Below are 21,273 nucleotides of genomic sequence, written 5' to 3' on the forward strand. Positions count from 1 at the left end.
TCAACTACATTTATTAATAATAACAACTGAATAAAACCTATCAAGGATAGAGTATGATTTATCAATATTTAGACAAAGTGCCTACATTCGCTGTACCCTTTAATGGTTGGGTTGCAGACTCAGCACGCGTGATAGGCGACGTGTATTTGGGTCATCAGTCAAGCGTCTGGTTTGGCGCGGTGATTCGTGGCGACAATGAACGCATCCATATCGGTGACTATACTAACGTGCAAGAAAACAGTGTTATTCATACTGATGCTGGTATCGAGGTAAAAATCGGTAATCATGTCACCATTGGTCATTTAGCGATGCTGCATGGCTGCGAAATCGGTGATAATAGCTTGATTGGCATTGGCGCGGTCATTTTGAATAATGCCAAAATCGGCAAAAACTGTATTATCGGTGCCAAAGCCTTGGTCACCGAAGGCAAAGAGATACCAGATAATTCTCTCGTTGTGGGCGCGCCTGCAAAAGTGGTGAAAACATTGACAGATGAACAGGCAGTCATGATGAAACTGTCAGCGCTACATTATAGCGATCGTTGTCAGAAGTTTAAAACGGGTCTTAGAGAGATTGAGCAACCAGAATAAGTTGCTAATGAACAATCACTAATCAACAGTTACTAACGACCGATTACTATTAATTATTATCAATTGTCATTAATGAGTATTTTATTATGAGCACGCCAAGCACTGTTAGTCAGACTGTCTCACGTACGTTAGCACTATTTGATTTAGACCATACTTTGCTCGATGTCGATAGCGACTACTTATGGGGCGAATATATCGTCAAGCATAATCTTGTCGACGAAGCCGAGTATCGCACTGCCAACCAGAAATTTTATAATGATTATATTGAAGGTACGCTTGATGCGACGGAATATAACGAGTTTGTGGCACAGTTTTTAAGCAGCTTACCAATGGATAGGTTGCATGAGCTGCGAGAAGATTATATTAAAAGTGAAATCGAGCCGCACATTCGCCCAAAAGCGATGGAAGTCCTGTGTCAACATGTTGAAGCAGGTCACGATGTGGTGATTATTTCAGCGACCAATGACTTTGTCGTTTCGGCGATTGCTAAGCGTTTTGGGATTGAAGACGGCAATGTGCTCTCAACGCCTCTTGAGATAAAAGATGAGCGCTATACGGGTAAATTGACTGATAAGCCAAACTTCAAAGAAGGTAAAATTTATCATTTGGATAAATGGATTGGCAAACAGCAACTGGCAGGTATTAATTTTGACAAGACTTATGCTTATTCAGACTCCAAAAATGATATTCCTTTACTAGAGTGGGCAGATGTGGCGATTTGTGTATCGCCTGATGATGCGCTACATGCCCATGCGTTGGCACACCACTGGGCGGTTGAGGATTGGTCGATTTAAAAGATGAAAATAGCGATTAAAATTAGCCAAACATTTCACCTAAATCTCATTTAAAATAGCGCCATCGTATTTTTTAAAACAGACAGGAATATTTATGGAAATCAATCCGTATCAAGAACGAATTAAAGACTTATCTGAACGTGGGCAGGACTTGCGGAGGTATCTTTGACTTCGATGGTAAGCAAGAACGCTTAGAAGAAGTCAATTTAGAGTTAGAAAATCCCGAGCTATGGAATGATCCAGAACGTGCGACCAAGATTAATAAAGAAAAAAGTCAGCTTGATGGTGTGATTGATGTGGTGGTTTCGCTTGAAACCACATTAGAAGATGCATCTGCCATGCTGGAGCTGGCGTTAGAAGCAGAGGATGAATCCTTACTGGCGGATGTGCAAGCCGAATTAGACAACGCTGAAAAGCGCGTTGCCGATTTAGAGTTTCGCCGGATGTTTAGCGGTGAGATGGACCCAAATAATTGCTACTTGGACATCCAGTCAGGTAGTGGAGGTACAGAGGCGCAAGATTGGGCAGAAATGCTACTGCGTATGTATACGCGCTGGGCGGAAGCGCATGGCTTTAAAGTGGACGTTATTGAAGTATCATCAGGTAGTGTCGCTGGTATCAAGTCGGCCACGATTGAGATTAAAGGGGATTATGCCTTTGGTTGGTTACGTACCGAAATCGGCGTCCATCGCTTAGTGCGTAAGTCACCATTTGATAGTAATAACGGTCGTCATACTTCATTTGCTGCCGTTTTTGTGTCGCCTGAAATTGATGATAATATTGAAATTGATATCAATCCAGCAGATTTGCGTATCGATACCTATCGCTCATCGGGCGCGGGTGGTCAGCATGTGAACACGACTGATTCTGCGGTACGTATCACCCACGAGCCAAGTGGTGTGGTGGTCACTTGTCAGAACGAGCGTAGCCAACATGGTAATAAAGCGACGGCGATGAAAATGTTGCGTGCCAAGCTTTATGAGCTAGAGATGCAAAAGCGTATGGAATCCCAGCAAGCGGTTGAAGATGGCAAGTCCGACGTCGGTTGGGGCAGTCAAATCCGCTCTTACGTGCTTGATGACTCTCGTATCAAAGACTTGCGTACTGGCGTCGAAACCTTTAACACCGGTGCGGTACTCGATGGCGATCTCGATCAATTTATCGAAGCGAGCCTAAAAGCGGGTCTATAAAGCTGGACTGTAAAAATAGAATATAAAGACAGATTTAAAATATCAACCAACACTTAATTAAGGAAAATTATGCCAAGCGTTAATAATTATTTTGAAAACAAAGTGACTTCTATCGCCTTTCAAACCGCAACTAAGCCTGCTACTGTCGGTGTAATGGAAATTGGTGAATACGAATTTGGCACCAGTGAATTTGAAACCATGTCAGTCGTTAGCGGTGCCTTGACGGTCAAGCTGCCAGAGAGTGATGAGTGGCAGACTTTTAATGCTGGCGAGCAATTTACCATTGATGCCAACCAAAAGTTTCAAGTAAAAGTGGAAGTTGAGTCTGCTTATTTATGTACTTACGGTAAATAGCCATTTCCCATATGAGTACAGTCGTCAAAAAAACGCCAAGTTGATGCTTGGCGTTTTTTTATGAGTACTTTATTCCTCGACTAATTTCAAAAAATAAAACAAGCTAATACAATCTATAAGTTCTTACGGTATTGCACCATATCTGTTTGAGTGGCGATTGTGTCATAGAGTTTGCGCGCTGTGGTGTTTCCCTCTTGGGTTGTCCAATAAACGCGGTTGCAGTTTTGCTGGCGGGCAAACTCATAAACCTGTTCAATCAATGCACGTCCTACGCCTTGCCCGCGCACAGATTGATTCACGTATAAATCCTCTAAGTAGCAGCATTCAGTGCTATTCCAAGTATTGGGGTGTAGCACCACATGCGTGATACCTACCAACTTGTCGTCTTGCCAAGCACCAAAACCATAAATCGGCACATTACTATCGAGCAAACTGTGCCACGTTGCATTTGTCGTTTCTAATGGCAAGCTGCTCTCATAAAACGTCAGATAGCTTTGCCATAGGCTTAACCAAGCATCGTAATCACTTTGAGATAATGGCATTATTTTTAAAGAGCCATTAGTTGGGTTTATAGGAGTGGCGTTTGTCATATTAATGGTGTCTTTAGTCAGTTTGTCTTAAATTATGCCGTAGCGCCCAAAATCTACAAGCCATTTATCGGTTTTATTTTACACAGCATTACACATTGTCCATGGCAAGTACACAGCAATGATAATGGCGGTTGATTATGCTAAAACAACGATATTAGTAAATGAGTATTTTTTATGGCGAAGTCAAATCAACCAACCAATATACAAGATGTGCGCCATGATTATGAGCACTTGGCGAGCCTCGCAAACTTACGTTATGTCAGCGATACCGATGCTGGATATGGGCGTCGGCGTTCTGGGCGTGGCTTTACTTATCGAGATGCCACTGGCAAAACGGTCAAAGATAAAGCCTTGCGTCAGCGCTTTGATGCTTTAGTCATACCGCCGATGTGGTCAGAAGTTTGGATATGCCAAGATGATAAAGGACATCTACAATCGACAGGTCGAGATGATAAAGCGCGTAAGCAGTATTTATATCATTCAGAGTGGGATCGGGTACGTGACCAAGCCAAGTTTAATGCCATGATAGGTTTTGCTGAAGCATTGCCCAATCTGCGTGCGCAAGTTGAAAAAGATTTAGAAGCCAAACCCTTATCACGTGACAATGTGTTGGCAGCAGTGGTCAAATTACTTGAGACCACTTTGATTCGTATCGGCAATAGTCGCTACGCCAAGCTCAATAAAAGTTATGGTTTAAGCACGTTACGCAGTAAGCATGTCAGCGAAACGGATACTGGACTGGCATTTGACTTTGTCGGTAAAAGTGCCAAAGAGCATCATATAGAATTGCAAGATGAGCGTTTGATTGACATCATCCAAGCGTGCTCTGAGCTGCCCGGTTATCAAGTATTCAAATACTTAGATGAAGAGGGCAATAAGCAAGTCGTTGATAGCGCTGATATCAATGATTATCTGCGTACGCATACCTGTGGTAACAAGTGTGAAAGTTATAGCGGCAATTTATACAGTGCAAAAGACTTTCGTACTTGGATGGCAAGTGTATTGGCAGCAAGCTACCTTTATGATGAGCTGCAAACCAAATCTGGTAAATTGATTTTAGCCAGTGCGCTCGATAGTAAAGAGCGTCAGCAACTGGTGACTGATATGGTAAAAAGCGTCGCCGATGAGCTCGGCAATACCCCAACGGTCTGTCGATCCTCTTATATCAATCCTATTATTATCCAGCAGTTTTTAGCAGGGGAGTTTTTTGAGCCTTATAAACAAGCGCGCCGTGGACGTACCAAACGGCATCAAAGCTGTGAAGAGAAGGCGTTACTTGGGTTTTTGAGCGCGCGACAGTAAACCATTACTAAGTAACTGTTTTTAGGGAATAATAAAAATGATACGTTATGTATTGAAATAAGTATAAAAATACGTTACTAATAGAGCATGTGCCATTTAAGATGTTTAAATGGTTGATCAAATATAGCTGTTTTACGATTTATTCTATTATTTCTAACTCTCTGATTTTGTCAGTGATTCTCGATTGCTAAAGGATTAGCTTATGAATACCTCTCCTTCAAGTACTACCTCTTTAAACACCCCTTCAAATCATGCTGTAAATACCTCACAGGCGCTAACGAGTTATAGTGACTATTATAATAATTTTGATATGAACACATTACTGACAGAGATATTTGGTGAAAATGTAGATGATCGTTTAAACGCCTATATGGCGTGCTGTGGACGTCATGTACGTGACGGTCGCGGTGATAATATTGCGCTAGTTCATGAAGATACGGCTGGCAATGTCACGCGTATGAGCTTTGCTGAGCTTGATAAAGCAAGTGCACAGGTTGCCAGTTTACTACTTTCTTATGGCGTGCAAGCGGGTGACCAAGTGGCAACTATGCTACCGCGTACCCCTGAGTTACTCACCATTGTATTAGCCACTTGGCGGATTGGCGCAGTTTATCAACCGCTGTTTACCGCCTTTGGTTATGATTCGATTAAGTATCGAATGGACAAAGCCAATACCAAAGTGGTTTTTACCAATCAAGAAAATCGTGGCAAGTTTGACGACTTAGCAAAGCAAACCAAAATGGTGCTGGTTGGTAGCAAGGTAGATGCGCAAAGCTGGGGTGATGATAGCTACGCTGACAAGATATCAAAGCAGCCACAAACTATAGAACCAGTGTTACTAAATACCGATGCACCATTTTTACAGATGTTTACCTCAGGTACGGTTGGTAAGTCAAAAGGCGTTAGTGTGCCACTAAGCGCACTTTCGGCTTTTTATCTGTATATGCGTTATGCGATTGACTTGCGAGCGGATGATAATTACTGGAACATGGCTGATCCAGGCTGGGCATACGGTCTTTATTATGCGATTACTGGGCCATTATTATTAGGTATTACTACCTATTTTAATGAAGCGGGCTTCGATGCTGCCAATACCCGCGACTTTATGGTACGCCATAAAATTAGCAATTTGGCGTCCTCACCGACTGCATTTCGGATGATGAAATCGAGTGGCGTGTTTGAAGCTGCTCACAATGACAATAGTAATGATAATGAGGCTAAACTATCACTGCGCTGTGCCAATTCAGCAGGCGAGACCTTAAATACCGAAGTGGTCAATTGGGTTGAGACCTACTTAAACTGTAAAGTTTGTGATCAGTACGGACAGACAGAAACGGGTATGACCTGCTGTGAGCATCATGCGTTAGCACATGAGTGCCCAGTTGGCTCGATGGGTATGGCGCTACCGGGGCATACACTCGTTGTGTTAGATGATGATATGAACATATTACCTGACGGCGAGCAAGGACAGCTTGCCGTAGTGGTCAGTCAATCGCCAGCATTTTATTTCCGTGGTTATAGCTGGAATGAAAAAGATGCCTTCGCTGATGATTACTATTTAACAGGTGACGTGGTTGAGCGTCATAGTGATGGCAGCTATTGGTTTTCAGGGCGTGATGACGACATTATCATTACAGCAGGTTACCGCGTTGGACCAACCGATGTTGAAAACACCGTGCTGGAGCATGAGGCAGTCGCAGAGTCAGCGGCAGTTGGGGTGCCAGACGAAGTGCGTGGTCATACCATTAAGTCTTATGTGGTGCTAAAAGATGGGATCGAAGGCACAGACGAGATTGCTAAAGAGATTCAAGACTTGGTACGCAGACGTCTATCAACGCATGCTTATCCACGTGAGGTTGAGTTTGTGAAAGAGTTGCCAAAAACCCCAAGTGGTAAAATTCAGCGCTTTTTGCTGCGCAGTTTATCTGCGGCTTGATAAAGTAATGCATTTATATCGTCAGGTTAAGATAAAAAACGATAACTGATAAAAATAACAGTAAAAATATTAATTAAAGGAAAAATTATGCACATTGAACAACACAGCTTTTTGGTCACGGGCGGTGCGTCAGGTCTGGGTGAGTCGGTAGTGCGTGCTATCGTGGCTCAAGGCGGCAATGTTGTCATCGCTGATCTTAATGAGTCGATGGGGCAAGCACTGGTTGATGAATTGGGTGACCATGCTCGTTTTGTACGCTGTGATGTGACCAGTGGCGATGAGGTACAAGCGGCTGTGGATATGGCTGAAAGCGAATTTGGTGGTCTGCAGGGGTCGATTAATTGTGCTGGTATCGCTGTCGTACAGAAGCTCTTAGACCGTGAAAACAATCCGGCAGATCTCGATGCTTTTAGTCGCGGCGTCAATATTAATCTTGTCGGTTCTTTTAACGTGGCGCGTTTGGTGGCAGCCAGTATTGCGAAGCGTGTAGCTAATGCCAATAACGCAGACAGCTCCATAGAGAAGAACGCTGACAACGGCGTCATTATTAATACGGCTTCTATTGCTGCCTTTGATGGGCAAGTCGGACAAGGGAGTTATGCTTCATCTAAAGCTGGCGTCGTTGGTATGATGTTGCCGCTCGCACGTGAGCTGACTCGTCATGGTATCCGTGTCATGACTATCGCGCCTGGGGTATTTGCAACGCCTATGATGCAAAGTTTGCCTGAAAAGGCGCGCGAGCAACTAGAGGCTGCGGTACCGTATCCTAAGCGCTTGGGTAATCCTAATGAGTTTGCCAAATTGGTCATGCACATCATTGATAATGCCTATCTCAATGGCGAAGTGATTCGTTTGGATGGCGCGATTCGTATGGTGTAATAGAATGCTAAGGATTTAATATCGCGGTTTTAAGTCTCATTCGTACAACTCGCACAACGCTTGGCATGGTTTTTTGCTATCTTATAGATAATAATTTTATTTATTAATAATAAGAAGTAATACCATGCCATTTTTTCGTGCAGATTTTAGTCAGTATCTTGTTTGGTTAGTAAGCGCAATAAGTCTTAGCCTCGTGACTCTCATGAGTACCAATGCCGCGTCAAACATGGAAAATACTTCAAAATCTACCCCCTCTATTCCTGATACTGCCATTATCGACAAAGTTTTCGTTGATAAATCAGCGCGTGTTCTACAATTATTAAGTGGTGACACTGTTATCAAGTCTTATCATATAGCGCTTGGTGGCAATCCTATTGGTCACAAGCAGCAGCAGGTTGATAAGCGTACCCCGTCAGGTTCTTATACACTCGATTATAAGAATGAAAAATCCAAATTTTATCGCTCTATTCATGTAAGTTATCCTAATGCGGTTGATAAGGCACATGCTAAGAAGATGGGCGTCAATCCGGGCGGTGATATTATGATTCATGGTCAAAAGAACGGTTCTGGACATCTGGCGTCGGTCAATCAATTACGCGATTGGACCGAGGGCTGTATTGCCGTCACTGATGAAGAGATGGATGAAATCATGGGGATGGTCAAGGTCGGTACCGCTATTGAAATCGTGGAATGAAAATCTTAAATAAGCTGTATCTACAGGCGTATTTTTTCTAAAATTGAATGAATTATATATTGAGTGTAAGCGCGATTTAGTAACTCAATTTCAAGCAATTAATATCATTACTATTAATAAGGTTTTAGTAGTAAGTAGGTTGAAATTCCTCTATATATACCGCATATATAAAGGCAGACGAAGGCAAGTGAACAGCATAAGTTTGCTGCCTGATGATATATAAATGATAAAAGGATACTACTATGAGATTTGAGAAATTTACCCAAAAACTGCAATCTGCCATTCAAGAAGCACAAAGTTTGGCGTTAGGTCGTGACCATACGGGAATAGACCCTGTGCATTTGCTAGCAGTCTTGTTACAAGATGAGTCTAATTTGTCTATCTGCCAACAAGCGGGCGCGTCTATCCCTGCGCTAAAAAATGGCGTGGCAAAAGCGCTCGACAACCAAGCAACGATTAGTGAGCCAACAGGAGACGTTAATCTAAACCCAAATTCAGTCAAAATTCTGAACTTGGCAGACCGCCAAGCACAAAAAGAAGGTGATGATTTTATCGCCACCGAATGGGTAATGTTGGCACTGGCTGAACAAGGCGATACCAAAAAGATATTTGAAAGTGCGGGCGTTACAGCCAATAAATTGAAAGCCGTGATTGAGCAATTACGCGGTGATGATACCGTGAATAATCAAAACGCTGAAGATCAGCGTGATGCCCTCAATAAATATACGATTAACTTAACGGAGCAAGCAGAGCTAGGTAAGCTTGATCCTGTGATTGGTCGTGACGAAGAGATTCGCCGTACCATTCAGGTGTTATCGCGCCGTACTAAAAATAACCCTGTGCTCATTGGTGAGCCAGGTGTTGGTAAAACGGCCATTGTAGAAGGTTTGGCTCAAAAAATTATCAATGGTGATGTACCAGAAGGTTTACGTCGCAAAGAAGTGCTGTCGTTGGACTTGGGTGCGTTAATTGCGGGGGCAAAATTCCGTGGTGAGTTCGAAGAGCGACTTAAAGCAGTACTTAGCGACTTATCGAAGCAAGAAGGTAACGTTATCCTATTCATCGATGAGTTGCATACTTTAGTAGGTGCTGGTAAGGCGGATGGCGCGATGGACGCTGGTAATATGCTAAAACCAGCGCTTGCTCGCGGTGAGCTGCATTGCGTCGGTGCGACGACTTTAGATGAATACCGTAAGTATATCGAAAAAGATGCGGCGCTTGAGCGTCGTTTCCAAAAAGTATTGGTTGATGAGCCAACGGTCGAAGACACTATTGCGATATTGCGTGGTCTAAAAGAGCGCTATGAGCTTCATCATGGGGTCGATATCCAAGACAGTGCCATCATCGCTGCTGCTCGTATGAGTCATCGTTATATCACTGATCGCAAGTTACCGGATAAGGCGATTGACTTGATTGATGAAGCCGCCAGTCGCTTACGTATGGAGATGGACAGCAAACCTGAATCGCTTGGCAAACTCGATAGCCGTCTGATTCAGCTAAAAATGCAGCGCGAAGTACTCAAAAATGAAGAAGATGCTGGCGCGCAAGCAGAGCGTAAAGTGCTTGATGCACAAATTGAAGAGTTAGAGAAAGAATACGCTGATCTTAATGAGATTTGGCAAGCAGAAAAAGCACTGGTCAAAGGCAGTCAGCAGCTAAAAGACGAGCTGGACAAAGCGCGTATTGCTTATGATAAAGCCAGTCGTGAAGGCGATTATGAGACCATGAGTAAGCTACAATACGAGACGATTCCGCAGTTAGAGCGCCGTATCCATGAGTCTGACTTGGCAGAGCAAAAAGAGCAGACTGGTGAAAATAGTGGTGTAAAACTGCTGCGTAACAAAGTCACGGATAATGAAATTGCCGAAGTCGTAGCGGCTGCGACGGGTATTCCGGTCAGTAAAATGATGCAAGGCGAGCGTGATAAAATGCTGGCGATGGAAGAAAAACTCCATGAGCGCGTCATCGGTCAAGATGAAGCAGTCGAAGCAGTAGCCAATGCGGTACGTCGTAGTCGTGCTGGCTTGTCTGATCCGAATCGTCCTTCAGGTTCGTTCTTATTCTTAGGGCCTACTGGGGTCGGTAAGACTGAGCTGACCAAGTCATTGGCGAATTTCTTGTTCGACTCTGAAGATGCAATTGTTCGTATCGACATGAGTGAGTATATGGAGAAGCACAGTGTCAGCCGCTTGGTTGGTGCGCCTCCAGGATACGTCGGTTACGAAGAAGGTGGTGCCTTGACTGAAGCGGTACGTCGTAAGCCTTATAGTGTGATTTTGTTTGATGAAGTTGAAAAAGCGCATCCTGATGTGTTTAATATCTTGCTACAAGTGTTGGATGATGGTCGTTTGACCGATTCGCAAGGTCGCGTGGTCGACTTCAAAAACACCGTCATCATTATGACCAGTAACTTGGGCTCGCATAAAATCCAAGAAATGGTCGGCGAAAGCTACGAGGATATCAAAGCTGAAGTGATGGATTCAGTTGGACAGCATTTCCGTCCAGAGTTTGTCAACCGTATCGATGAGATCGTGGTATTCCATCCATTAGGTATGTCGCAGATGGCAGGTATTGCTGCGATTCAGTTAAACCGCTTGCGTCAGCGTTTATATGAGCGTGAGTTAGATATCGAGTTATCAGCAGAAGCGATGAATAAGCTGGTTGCGGTTGGTTATGATCCTGTTTATGGCGCGCGTCCACTCAAGCGTGCCATTCAGCAAGAGATTGAAAACCCATTGTCATTGAAGCTGCTGGCGGGTGACTTTGTCGCTGGTGATATCATCAAAGTCGATATCGGTGTGAATGATAAGCTGACATTTGATAAGCTTAGAATGAGCTAATCGTTCATTTTAGCCCTTGATCCGAAACTAAGCCCCTTATTTGCCCATTTTTTATACAGGCAAGTAAGGGGTTTTTGCTTTTTGCGCCATCATTATTTTTACTCTTGCCATACTTAGATTATGTTATAAATAAGCTAAGCTCTAATTATATAAATATAAAATTTATGGAGATAAAAGAATGATAATAATAAATAGGCAGTATATGAGTAAACCATTAACGTTACCGATAATTATCACAGCATTACTGTTTAGTGCTTCTGCTTGTTCCAATCAATCTGCAACTGATACCAATGCCGATTTGGCAAGATATCAAGAAGCTGAAACCTCAGTAGCAGATGTTGCAAGTACGGACAAACCTGCCTTTACCACAAAAGCCGTTGCCACCTTTGATGAGCCATGGGCAATGACTGCATTACCAAAAGTTGATAATAAACCATTAAGACTACTCGTAACACAAAAGACAGGTGAGTTATTTATAGTCAATACAGCGACTGGCGCCAAGACAGCCGTCGTGGGCATACCTAAAGTCGCTTATGGCGGGCAAGGCGGTCTTGGCGATATTATTCTTGCACCGGATTTTGCGACTTCTAGCTATGTATATATCAGCTACGTAGAGGCAGGCAAAGAGATTGATAGTAATAAATTTGGTGCAAAAGTCATCAAAGCCAAGCTGTCAGGTTTGGATACTGATAAGCCAAGTTTGCGGGAGATTGCTCCAATTTGGCAGCAGATGCCAAAGGTAGATGGGCAAGGGCATTACAGCCACCGTTTATTATTTTCACCTGATGGGCAATATTTATATATCAGCTCAGGCGAACGTCAGGAAAAAACCCCTGCTCAAGACATGACTGTCAATTTGGGCAAAATAATACGGTTAAATACTGACGGCTCGATGCCAATGGACAATCCATTTGTGAGTAATAATGACATCGCTGCTCAATTTTGGAGCATAGGACATCGTAATGTACTCGGGATGGCATTCGATAGTAAAGGGCAGTTGTGGGCGCATGAAATGGGTCCACGAGGTGGTGATGAGTTCAATTTGATTGAAAAAGGCAAGAATTACGGCTGGCCAATCGTATCCAATGGTCGCAATTATTCTGGTGTGGATATTCCTGATCACAGTACACGTCCTGAGCTTGAAGCCCCCAAAATCACATGGACACCAGTCATATCCCCTTCATCAATCAGTATGTATTCGACTGGTACACATGCTGATTTTCCGGCGTGGCAAGGTAATGCGCTGATCAGTGGTTTATCCTCTAAGGCATTGATAGTCGTTAGTTTCGATGAAAATAATGGTGCGACTGAGCGCTATCGCTATGATATGGGCGAGCGTATTCGTAGTGTACTAGTCGTAGATGGGCAGGTTTGGGCGCTAGAAGACGGCAACGATGGTGATTTAGTGCAGTTGTTACCGCAGTAGCAATTGATCTCCACTATTCTTTTTACTTAAGAAAGATTAAACGCTTCTAACGAAGTTGATAAGCGAATAAATATAGGAATTACTTGCTAAGTTTCTGAGGTTTTACGGTATTGTGGTTTGCGTGACCAGAGAGTTTTGATTTATGTCTATCAATGAGAAAAGCGTAAATACTTAATTAAATTTGATAGTTGGCAGCTATCTTGTTAAGGTTACCTTCCTAAAAACTAAGGCTAACAAACAAATGGATCATGTAAAAGTTGGCAGGTTAGGCCCTTTTCCACGGGTGAGTAAACCTGTATTTATTACTTCAGCGTTACTTATCGTTGGATTTATCATCTTCGGTGCTTTCTTTACCGAGACCGCTGGCGCGCTATTTAGCTTTTTGCAGGACTTTATCACCGATAAGTTCGGCTGGATGTTTATTATATTAATGAACGTGGCGCTGGTTTTTTGTATTTATCTAGCGGCAAGTCGTTACGGCGACATACGTTTAGGTCAACAAACAGAGAAACCGCAGTACAGTCTGTTTTCTTGGATTGGCATGTTGTTCTCTGCTGGTATTGGTATTGGACTGGTCTATTGGGGAACAGCTGAGCCCCTATACCACTTTATGGCACCGCCATTAGGTGAAGCTGAAACGGTAGAAGCTGCCAAGCAAGCTATGAGCATCTCATTTCTGCATTGGGGGTTACATGCTTGGGCGATTTATACCATAGTGGCATTAGCACTGGCTTATTTTCACTTTCGCCGTGGACTGCCGCTATCTATCCGTTCGACGTTATACCCGCTAATAGGCGAGAAGATATATGGTCGCTGGGGTCATACAGTTGATATCCTAGCCGTATTCGGGACGATGTTTGGTGTGGTAACTTCCTTAGGTCTAGGGGTTATGCAGATCAATTCAGGTCTTGAAAATTTATTTGGTATACCAAATTCTTTAACCGTACAGTTTATTATTATTGCTTTTGTGACTGCATTGGCATGTGGCTCATTGATGCTCGGTCTTGATAAAGGTATCAAGCGCTTAAGTGATATCAATATGGGTTTTACAGGTGTGCTCTTAGCCTTTATGGTCATTTTAGGGCCAACCTTATTTATTTTTGATAGTTTTATAGAAAACATCGGTAATTACATTGTTGCTATGGTGCCGTTATCAACATGGGGCGAAGCTTATAGTAATACCGATTGGCAGAGTGGTTGGACGATCTTCTACTGGGCATGGTGGGTAAGTTGGGCACCATTTGTAGGCGTATTTATTGCTCGTATCAGTCGTGGTCGTACTATCCGTGAGTTTGTATTGGGTGTGCTGTTGATTCCGATGGTAATTTTGTTCTTCTGGTTCACCACTTTTGGTGGTGTCGCTATCCATATGGAGCTTTTAGCGACGCTTGATCCAGCTATGGCCAGTCCAGGATTGGTAGAAGCGGTGCAAGCAGATTCGGGTAGCGCTATTTTTAAATTGATTGAGTACTATCCATTTGCAAAACCAATTACTTTTCTTATCGTGATTATGATTGTTTTATGGTTCGTGACCTCATCGGATTCAGCAAGTTTCGTGATCGACATGTTGACGGCTGGTGGCGATACCAACCCACCCAAGATCCAACGTTTATTCTGGGCGTTGATGGAAGGTTTGATTGCCGCTATATTGTTAGCGGCAGGCGGACTAGGCGCATTGCAAGCCGCTGCTATTGTGGCTGGACTGCCATTTGCTTTGGTGATATTTGTCATGATGTATGCGTTACTTCGTGGCTTAAGTCGAGATCGATTGATACTGTATCGAGCTCAACAGCACTTTATTACTGAAGAATCTGCAGATCATAATTCAGCCAATGAGTTTACAGATGAGCATTTGTTGAAAGGCCCACCTAAAATTGTAAAGGGTGATTAATCAACGCGATGCTGATTAATAGTCATGAATTAGGGCTTAGATAAGCAAGCTGTGATTAAGCGAAGAAAGATCAAGAGTGTGCTGACAGTCGTTTCATTCAATGATTGGCAGCTCACTATATCTGTTTATTATTTATTAAAAGACGATAAAATACTTGTAATATCAAATCCTAAGATGCATGGTTATCTTAGGATTTTTTTATTTGTTGACCAATAGCAAGGTTATAAAGTGTCTAATTCGATTTGATAGTTGTGTAATATCTTGTTAAGGTGAGCCCCTTCAAAAACTGAGACGACTAAATGGATCATGTAAAAGTTGGCCGCTTGGGCCCTTTTCCACGGGTGAGTAAACCTGTGTTCTTAACTTCAGCACTATTAATTCTGGTGTTTATCATCTTTGGTGCTTTTTTTAATGAGCAAGCAGAACTGGTATTTGGTCACGCAAAAGCATTCGTGTCTTTGCGCTTTGGCTGGTTCTTTATTGTGGTGGTTAACTTAACGCTAGTGATGAGTATTTATATGATATTCAGTCGCTATGGCGATATCAGGCTTGGTCATCAGAACGAGAAGCCCGAGTATAATATAGTCTCTTGGATTGGCATGCTGTTTTCAGCTGGCATCGGTATTGGACTGCTCTATTGGGGCACCGCTGAACCCTTGTACCATTTTATGGCGCCGCCATTGGGAGAGCCCGAAACGATCGCCGCCGCCAAGCAAGCGATGAATATCTCGTTCCTGCATTATGGCTTACATGTGTGGGCGCTCTACGGCATGGTTGCTTTGTCATTGGCTTATTTTCACTACCGAGTGGGTTTACCACTGGCCATCCGCTCGACACTTTATCCTATATTGGGTAAAAAAATCTATGGTGGTTGGGGTCATACGGTCGATACGCTGGCGGTATTTGGGACGATGTTTGGGGTAGTGACCACGTTAGGTCTTGGGGTATTGCAGATTAACTCAGGTCTTGAGACGTTATTTGGTATTCCCAATAATATTACAGTGCAAATTATATTGATTGCCTTAATCACTATGCTGGCTGGTCTATCTCTGTTTATGGGGTTAGATAAAGGGATTAAGCGCTTAAGTGATACCAATATATTATTTACTGTGATATTGCTAAGCTTTGTGATTATTTTAGGACCGACTCAGTTTATTATAAATAGCTTTGTAGAGAACATCGGCAACTATTTACATCAGATTGTGCCACTAGGTCTTTGGACAGAGTCTTATAACGGTGAAGAAAACTGGCAAGCATCATGGACGATTTTCTATTGGGCATGGTGGATAAGTTGGTCGCCTTTCGTTGGGGTGTTCGTGGCTCGTATCTCTCGTGGTCGTACGATTCGTGAATTCATATTGGGAGTGTTGTTGATTCCTATTACCATATTGTTCTTATGGTTTACCGCTTTTGGTGGTTCAGCCGTTAATATGGAGCTAATGTCGGCGGCGGACCCCAATATTATCAGTCCTGGCTTGATCGAGGCCGTCCAAGCAGATACTGGCAGTGCCATCTTTAAGTTGATGGAGTCTTATCCGCTAACATCGGCTGTGAACTTGCTCATCGTGGTGATGATTGTTCTTTGGTTTGTCACGTCATCGGATTCAGCCAGTTTCGTCATTGATATGTTGACCTCAGGGGGCGATGCCAATCCACCGAAAATTCAGCGCTTATTTTGGGCAGGTACCGAAGGTGTTATTGCAGCGGTACTATTGGCAGCAGGTGGCTTGAGTGCGCTACAAGCGGCTTCCATTGTATCAGGCTTTCCTTTTGCGATAGTGATAGTCGTAATGATGTATTCGCTACTACGTGGCTTAAGTCGTGACCGTTTGATACTGTATCGCAATCAGCAATGGTTTGTCACCGAGGAATCTGCTGAGCACAATTCAGCCAATGAATTTCGTGATGAAGACTTGCTCACAGGTCCACCTGATATTGAAAAGCCTGAAGGTTAAGAGTTTTTTAGACAATGCTTAAATAGTACTTAAGCTAAAAAATAATTCAAAAAGCCCCAGCTTTATCACAAGTTGGGGCTTTTTCATTTCTACTGATCTATCTATAGTCAATCCACTATAAATCAAACACAACGCTACTAGGATAAGTTTTGCGCCGCCTCTGTCTGCGCAGTCACAGCAAGCAAAAAAAATTATACCAGTAGCGCGTTATAATACTTGTACTTATTTTATTTAGGACTGGCTATATTATGATGAAAAGTATTTGATTAGAGTTACCAGAGGTAGGATGTAAACTACACACATTGTCCTTTTACATAACCGACTGCAGAGGTAGTACCACATGCTGAACAGGCGTTGCCCGCAGTACGATAACTGACACCTGATTGGTTTTTTACAGTGACACAGACAGGATCATACTGTGCGGTACACATGGTTTGCTCAGGATTAAAGGGTGGGCATTTATTGAAAGGATTGTTAATTGAGCCTTGATTACTGCTAGCACTGTGGTCTTTGTTGTTTTCAGTGCTATGAATAGGCGGCTCAGAATGGGTGCTGATTGGAAGATTATTACAACCAGATAATGTGATGGCTACTGAGAGCCCTAGTATTGACAGCCACGGTTTAGATAAATGATTCATAGTGATGTTTCCTTATAAATAGCGCTCGATAACTTCCTGTTATCAACAGTCAACGACAACCATATCAGAAATAGAATGATACAAATGGATAGTAACTTATTTAGGGGAAGTCATCCACCACATCATATGATAAGTACAAAATAAAATCGAGAAAATTATACATGTATATATAGTCAGGGAAAAGTAATATCGATACATCAAGTACTGCTGATATTAATTTTTCTTGCTTGCTGTGCCTACGCAGACAGAGGCTGCAAAAAATTTATACCAGCAGCACTGTAGCGTTTTTGAGATATTTTAACTATAGCTATACTACTGCTATGAATTTTGCTCAATGCGTGAGAAAAGCTGCAAAAACTTCATAGCAATAGCATTGTTGGCTTTAATGGCTTTCTATCATTTACAAGCAAATAAAAACCCCAAGCTTACTATTAAGCTTGGGGTTTTTTATTTGCTCAAAGATAATTTCTGCCACTAAAGATGCTCAGATAAATATCTTTAACCAAGCATAACTGTTTTATTTAGCAGGCTTATCATCTTGATTAAGCTGAATATATTTATCAAAGTTCTGAGCATAATCAGTTAAGTTGTCGCTCAGCATTTGGCGATATTGTTTGGTATAAAATTCGACAATATCATCCTTTTCTTTGGCAAAATCATCACCCTTTACAAAGCCGATTGAGGCGACCGATGCGCTATAACGTGCTGCGGCATAAAGTAATGACGCACCTACTTGACCTGAGTGCGCATCAGGACCTAATTGACTGTTTGCTACACCAATAATGGCATCAGCACGTTGATAAAACGACTGCATTTCAGGGGTGATTTCAAGACTTGCATCAATCTCATTGTTTTGAGCATTCTCTTGAGACATAAACGACTCCTAATAATGGTAGGTAAATTTAAATGTATCACAGCAGTCTAATAACTGGATAAGATAATAGGTACAAAAAGGGTTTTAGCAAAAATTTTATAAGCCAGCATCCGCTTTTAAAATCTCAGCTTTGTCAGTTTTTTCCCACGTAAAGGCGGTTTCAGAACCTTGGCGACCAAAATGTCCAAAACTGGCGGTTTGCTGATACATCGGCTGCAATAAATTCAGCATACGGGTGATACCATACGGACGTAAGTCAAAATGCGTACGAATCAAGCTAATGATTTCATCGTTGCTGATTTTGTTAGTACCAAAAGTATTAATCGAAATAGAAGTCGGTTCAGCAACGCCAATGGCATAGCTTACTTGTACTTCACAGCGATCGGCAATACCAGCAGCGACGATGTTTTTAGCCACATAACGCACCGCATAGGCCGCACTGCGATCGACTTTTGAGGGATCTTTACCACTAAATGCGCCGCCACCGTGACGCGCCATACCGCCATAAGTATCAACAATAATCTTACGACCGGTCAGTCCTGCATCACCAACAGGACCACCGATGACGAATTTGCCAGTGGGGTTGATATGATAACGTGTACCAGCATGTAGTAGCTCTGCTGGGAGTACTTGTTTGATAATTGACTCCATGATCGCTTCTTGTAAATCGGCTTGCGAGATACTTGGATCATGCTGCGTAGATAAGACGACCGCGTCAATAGCAACAGGTTTATTGCCATCATATTTAAGCGTGACTTGTGCTTTGGCATCCGGACGTAACCAAGGTAGTTCACCTGCGCGGCGCAACTCCGACTGACGCTCCATCAAGCGATGAGCATACTCGATAGGGGCAGGCATCAATACTTCAGTCTCATTACTAGCATAACCAAACATCAAACCTTGGTCACCAGCGCCTTGTTCTTCAGGGTCAGCGCGGTCAACACCTTGGGCAATCTCAGGCGATTGTTTACCAAGCATATTAATAACCGCACATGTCTCGCCATCAAAACCCAAGTCTGAATGATGATAACCAATGCCATTAACCGTATCACGCACGATGCGCTCAACGTCGATATTTGCCGTGGTGGTTATTTCACCTGCCAATACGACAGCGCCAGTTTTGACTAGGGTCTCACATGCCACGCGTGCATGTAAATCTTGCCGTAAGATGGCATCAAGGATAGCGTCTGAGATTTGATCAGCCATTTTGTCAGGATGACCTTCGCTCACAGATTCTGAGGTAAATAAGTTGTATTCGCGCATAATAGGATCGCTTAATTGAATCAATAAAGATAGGAAAAAGCATAACGTCTGGGCGCTGCTTTAATTGGTATTGGCCAAACAATGTATAGCTTGGTGTTTAATTGGTACTACTTAATTCACTTATTCATAAATGCATGTGTTATATAAATTTACATAAGGCACAGACTTCTATAAATCATATGGGGTCAGGCTAAGAGAGCGATAGCTTTACGTTGTAATATATCAAATTATTAACTGACAACGTGCTTGAAGCTGTCGCCAATCATACGTCTATCACCTGATTATCAGCAGGATCAAAAATATGACGTACTTGCCTAAAAATACGCTTATTCTAACTCGAAACGCAATAAAACTCTAGTGAGCTGCACTCGTTCTATTATAAGTAATGCTCAATCATGACATTATTATAATTTAGCATAAGTATATTGGTCGATATGCTTTGCGATCATTATCATCTGCTCACATTACAACTCTAAAAATACTGCTTTATCTTTAAACATACATTCGTCATAAACAGGACAAGCGCCGCATTTTGGGGTACGAGCCTGACAAGTATAGCGCCCGTGCAAAATAAGATAATGATGAGCATCAACGATAAAGTCATCGGGGATACGTTCGACCAGTTTCTTCTCAACGATTAAGACGTTTTTGCCAGTGGCAAGTCCCGTACGATTACCCACTCGAAAGATATGGGTATCGACCGCCATCGTCGGCTGTCCAAAGGCTGTATTTAGAACTACATTCGCCGTCTTCCGCCCGACACCCGCTAGAGACTCTAAGTCTTTTCGGTTATCAGGGACGGTGCTATTAAATTTCTCAATCAAGTCACGGCAAGTTTTGATGACGTTTTTGGCTTTGGCATTAAACAAGCCGATATTCTTAATGTAGGATTTCAAACCTTCTTCACCTAAAGCGAGTATCGCCTCAGGCGTATTCGCCACCGGATAGAGCTGATTGGTGGCAATATTGACGCTGACATCAGTCGCTTGTGCTGATAATATGACTGCGATAAGCAGCTCAAAGTTACTGCTATAATTGAGCTCAGTCACTGGCTCATCAATCGTCGCCGCCAACTTCTCAAAAAATGGACGCACATCACGGTTGGGCATGTGCCTCGATGGCGGAGTATCAGCAGTTTTATGTTTGACGGTTTTACTCATGGTATTTTTACCATTATTTTGTTCGTTGGTTATTCAAAGTAGATATTGGCTATTAAAGTTGTGCAAGCTCAGCTTTTAATTCATTCAACTCTGCTTGTTTGTTTTCATTGGGACGTACGCTAAGCTGCTTTTCTAACTTTTTAATTTTACTGCGCAGCTTTGCCGCTGCAATAGTGTTTTTTGCTTGAGCTTCACTGATATTTAACGACTGACTGGCGGCATTATTCAGTTTTGCCTCCACCATGCTGACCACGGGTCTACTATTGCTGCTATCCGCAAGTTGCTTGCTGACACGATTTAAATGGGTATGATAACGCTGTCTCAAATCCTCTTGCTCAAGGGTACGCTCAGGTGTCGAAAGCGTACGCTCAACCGTGACCAAATCGATGCAGTCAACAGGGCAGGGCGCTATACATAATTCACAGCCCGTGCATAAATCTGTAAAAATAGTATGCATATGCTTGCCAGTACCAACGATGGCATCAACAGGGCAGGCGGGAATACATTTGGTACAGCCAATGCAATCATCTTCACGAATAACGGCACGTACTTCAACAGGCCGCTGAGAAGTACCATCTAGTGGCCATTTTGAAGGTTCAGCGCTTAGTGTTGGCATATCAGCATCGATAATCTGCGCGATAGTATCCGTCACTGGCTGACCACCCGGTACACACTTATTATGTGGCTCACCATCCATCACGATAGCAACTGCATAAGGTAAGCAACCATCAGCATGGTCGCATAGACCACACTGTGTTTGCGGTAGGCTGCCATCAATGCGCGCAATTTTTTCCTGAACATCAGCAGGCAATGTTTCTATCTTCAGCGAATCGAACAAGATTGGCAGATTGGTTAAACGGATATGATTGCTGTTTTTATTCATGGTGCTTTGCATTT

General features: G+C 42.8%; 18 protein-coding genes. 12 read left to right on the forward strand and 6 right to left on the reverse strand.

Annotated elements, in window-relative coordinates; all coding sequences use genetic code 11:
• The first annotated feature begins 53 nt into the window (after positions 1-53).
• The 4 genes from VLA57_RS08285 to ppnP all read left to right on the forward strand — a co-directional run bounded on the left by VLA57_RS08285 (position 54) and on the right by ppnP (position 2,928).
• Entirely contained in the window at positions 54-590 is a 537-nt protein-coding gene (locus tag VLA57_RS08285) for a gamma carbonic anhydrase family protein (protein ID WP_133105339.1), read from the forward strand.
• 86 nt (positions 591-676) lie between these two features.
• A complete protein-coding gene (locus tag VLA57_RS08290; RefSeq protein ID WP_133105340.1) occupies positions 677-1,384 on the forward strand; it encodes an HAD family hydrolase in 708 nt (235 codons plus the stop codon).
• Positions 1,385-1,478: 94 nt separating this feature from the next.
• A protein-coding gene (prfB, locus tag VLA57_RS08295; protein ID WP_133105341.1) for a peptide chain release factor 2 occupies positions 1,479-2,574 on the forward strand; the annotation gives its coding sequence in 2 pieces (ribosomal slippage) (positions 1,479-1,550 and positions 1,552-2,574; 1,095 coding nt in all).
• Positions 2,575-2,643: 69 nt separating this feature from the next.
• Positions 2,644-2,928, forward strand: coding sequence for a pyrimidine/purine nucleoside phosphorylase (ppnP, locus tag VLA57_RS08300; RefSeq protein ID WP_020443118.1), 285 nt, complete (start codon positions 2,644-2,646; stop codon positions 2,926-2,928).
• Positions 2,929-3,041: 113 nt separating this feature from the next.
• On the opposite strand, the gene VLA57_RS08305 is transcribed toward ppnP, so the two are convergent.
• Positions 3,042-3,518 (reverse strand): GNAT family N-acetyltransferase, encoded by a 477-nt coding sequence (locus VLA57_RS08305; RefSeq protein ID WP_133105342.1) that lies wholly within the window; start codon positions 3,516-3,518, stop codon positions 3,042-3,044.
• Positions 3,519-3,692: 174 nt separating this feature from the next.
• Between VLA57_RS08305 and VLA57_RS08310 the strand changes: the two genes are divergently transcribed.
• From VLA57_RS08310 to VLA57_RS08345, 8 genes are all read left to right on the forward strand, one after another.
• Entirely contained in the window at positions 3,693-4,820 is a 1,128-nt protein-coding gene (locus VLA57_RS08310; protein WP_133105343.1) for a DNA topoisomerase IB, read from the forward strand.
• A 202-nt stretch (positions 4,821-5,022) separates the two neighbouring features.
• Positions 5,023-6,756, forward strand: coding sequence for an AMP-binding protein (locus tag VLA57_RS08315; protein WP_133105344.1), 1,734 nt, complete (start codon positions 5,023-5,025; stop codon positions 6,754-6,756).
• A gap of 87 nt (positions 6,757-6,843) precedes the next feature.
• The gene (locus tag VLA57_RS08320; protein ID WP_133105345.1) at positions 6,844-7,635 is read left to right on the forward strand and encodes an SDR family NAD(P)-dependent oxidoreductase; all 792 of its coding nucleotides are present in this window, start codon (positions 6,844-6,846) and stop codon (positions 7,633-7,635) included.
• 124 nt (positions 7,636-7,759) lie between these two features.
• Positions 7,760-8,329 (forward strand): L,D-transpeptidase family protein, encoded by a 570-nt coding sequence (locus VLA57_RS08325; protein ID WP_133105346.1) that lies wholly within the window; start codon positions 7,760-7,762, stop codon positions 8,327-8,329.
• 242 nt (positions 8,330-8,571) lie between these two features.
• A complete protein-coding gene (clpB, locus tag VLA57_RS08330; RefSeq protein WP_020443124.1) occupies positions 8,572-11,169 on the forward strand; it encodes an ATP-dependent chaperone ClpB in 2,598 nt (865 codons plus the stop codon).
• A gap of 202 nt (positions 11,170-11,371) precedes the next feature.
• On the forward strand, positions 11,372-12,595 hold the full coding sequence (locus VLA57_RS08335; protein WP_333954804.1) for a PQQ-dependent sugar dehydrogenase: 1,224 nt from the start codon (positions 11,372-11,374) through the stop codon (positions 12,593-12,595).
• Positions 12,596-12,836: 241 nt separating this feature from the next.
• Positions 12,837-14,486 carry a BCCT family transporter gene (locus VLA57_RS08340; RefSeq protein ID WP_133105349.1) on the forward strand — a complete coding sequence of 550 codons (1,650 nt, stop codon included), beginning with the start codon at positions 12,837-12,839 and terminating at the stop codon, positions 14,484-14,486.
• Between the two features lie 299 nt (positions 14,487-14,785).
• Complete coding sequence (locus tag VLA57_RS08345; RefSeq protein ID WP_133105350.1) at positions 14,786-16,441, forward strand: BCCT family transporter; 1,656 nt, start codon at positions 14,786-14,788, stop codon at positions 16,439-16,441.
• Positions 16,442-16,734: 293 nt separating this feature from the next.
• Here the strand turns inward: VLA57_RS08345 and VLA57_RS08350 are convergent, their stop codons facing one another.
• The 5 genes from VLA57_RS08350 to VLA57_RS08370 form a co-directional block, all read right to left on the reverse strand.
• Positions 16,735-17,079, reverse strand: coding sequence for a hypothetical protein (locus tag VLA57_RS08350; protein WP_020443128.1), 345 nt, complete (start codon positions 17,077-17,079; stop codon positions 16,735-16,737).
• Between the two features lie 517 nt (positions 17,080-17,596).
• Entirely contained in the window at positions 17,597-17,953 is a 357-nt protein-coding gene (locus tag VLA57_RS08355) for a DUF3144 domain-containing protein (RefSeq protein WP_011513191.1), read from the reverse strand.
• A 96-nt stretch (positions 17,954-18,049) separates the two neighbouring features.
• Entirely contained in the window at positions 18,050-19,216 is a 1,167-nt protein-coding gene (gene metK, locus VLA57_RS08360; protein WP_133105351.1) for a methionine adenosyltransferase, read from the reverse strand.
• Between the two features lie 464 nt (positions 19,217-19,680).
• A complete protein-coding gene (gene nth / locus VLA57_RS08365) occupies positions 19,681-20,376 on the reverse strand; it encodes an endonuclease III (protein ID WP_133105352.1) in 696 nt (231 codons plus the stop codon).
• A 52-nt stretch (positions 20,377-20,428) separates the two neighbouring features.
• Positions 20,429-21,271 carry an RnfABCDGE type electron transport complex subunit B gene (locus VLA57_RS08370; RefSeq protein WP_133105353.1) on the reverse strand — a complete coding sequence of 281 codons (843 nt, stop codon included), beginning with the start codon at positions 21,269-21,271 and terminating at the stop codon, positions 20,429-20,431.
• Between the last annotated feature and the right edge of the window lie 2 nt (positions 21,272-21,273).

Source organism: Psychrobacter sp. S4(2024) (assembly GCF_036861305.1).
GTDB lineage: Bacteria > Pseudomonadota > Gammaproteobacteria > Pseudomonadales > Moraxellaceae > Psychrobacter > Psychrobacter cryohalolentis.

What these genes read in the sequence shown, in the direction of transcription:
- VLA57_RS08285 (WP_133105339.1), top strand. Translation starts at nt 54, where the DNA reads ATGATTTATCAATATTTAGACAAAGTGCCTACATTCGCTGTACCCTTT.
- VLA57_RS08290 (WP_133105340.1), top strand. Translation starts at nt 677, where the DNA reads ATGAGCACGCCAAGCACTGTTAGTCAGACTGTCTCACGTACGTTAGCA.
- ppnP (WP_020443118.1), top strand. Translation starts at nt 2,644, where the DNA reads ATGCCAAGCGTTAATAATTATTTTGAAAACAAAGTGACTTCTATCGCC.
- VLA57_RS08305 (WP_133105342.1), bottom strand. Translation starts at nt 3,518, where the DNA reads ATGACAAACGCCACTCCTATAAACCCAACTAATGGCTCTTTAAAAATA.
- VLA57_RS08310 (WP_133105343.1), top strand. Translation starts at nt 3,693, where the DNA reads ATGGCGAAGTCAAATCAACCAACCAATATACAAGATGTGCGCCATGAT.
- VLA57_RS08315 (WP_133105344.1), top strand. Translation starts at nt 5,023, where the DNA reads ATGAATACCTCTCCTTCAAGTACTACCTCTTTAAACACCCCTTCAAAT.
- VLA57_RS08320 (WP_133105345.1), top strand. Translation starts at nt 6,844, where the DNA reads ATGCACATTGAACAACACAGCTTTTTGGTCACGGGCGGTGCGTCAGGT.
- VLA57_RS08325 (WP_133105346.1), top strand. Translation starts at nt 7,760, where the DNA reads ATGCCATTTTTTCGTGCAGATTTTAGTCAGTATCTTGTTTGGTTAGTA.
- clpB (WP_020443124.1), top strand. Translation starts at nt 8,572, where the DNA reads ATGAGATTTGAGAAATTTACCCAAAAACTGCAATCTGCCATTCAAGAA.
- VLA57_RS08335 (WP_333954804.1), top strand. Translation starts at nt 11,372, where the DNA reads ATGAGTAAACCATTAACGTTACCGATAATTATCACAGCATTACTGTTT.
- VLA57_RS08340 (WP_133105349.1), top strand. Translation starts at nt 12,837, where the DNA reads ATGGATCATGTAAAAGTTGGCAGGTTAGGCCCTTTTCCACGGGTGAGT.
- VLA57_RS08345 (WP_133105350.1), top strand. Translation starts at nt 14,786, where the DNA reads ATGGATCATGTAAAAGTTGGCCGCTTGGGCCCTTTTCCACGGGTGAGT.
- VLA57_RS08350 (WP_020443128.1), bottom strand. Translation starts at nt 17,079, where the DNA reads ATGAATCATTTATCTAAACCGTGGCTGTCAATACTAGGGCTCTCAGTA.
- VLA57_RS08355 (WP_011513191.1), bottom strand. Translation starts at nt 17,953, where the DNA reads ATGTCTCAAGAGAATGCTCAAAACAATGAGATTGATGCAAGTCTTGAA.
- metK (WP_133105351.1), bottom strand. Translation starts at nt 19,216, where the DNA reads ATGCGCGAATACAACTTATTTACCTCAGAATCTGTGAGCGAAGGTCAT.
- nth (WP_133105352.1), bottom strand. Translation starts at nt 20,376, where the DNA reads ATGAGTAAAACCGTCAAACATAAAACTGCTGATACTCCGCCATCGAGG.
- VLA57_RS08370 (WP_133105353.1), bottom strand. Translation starts at nt 21,271, where the DNA reads ATGCAAAGCACCATGAATAAAAACAGCAATCATATCCGTTTAACCAAT.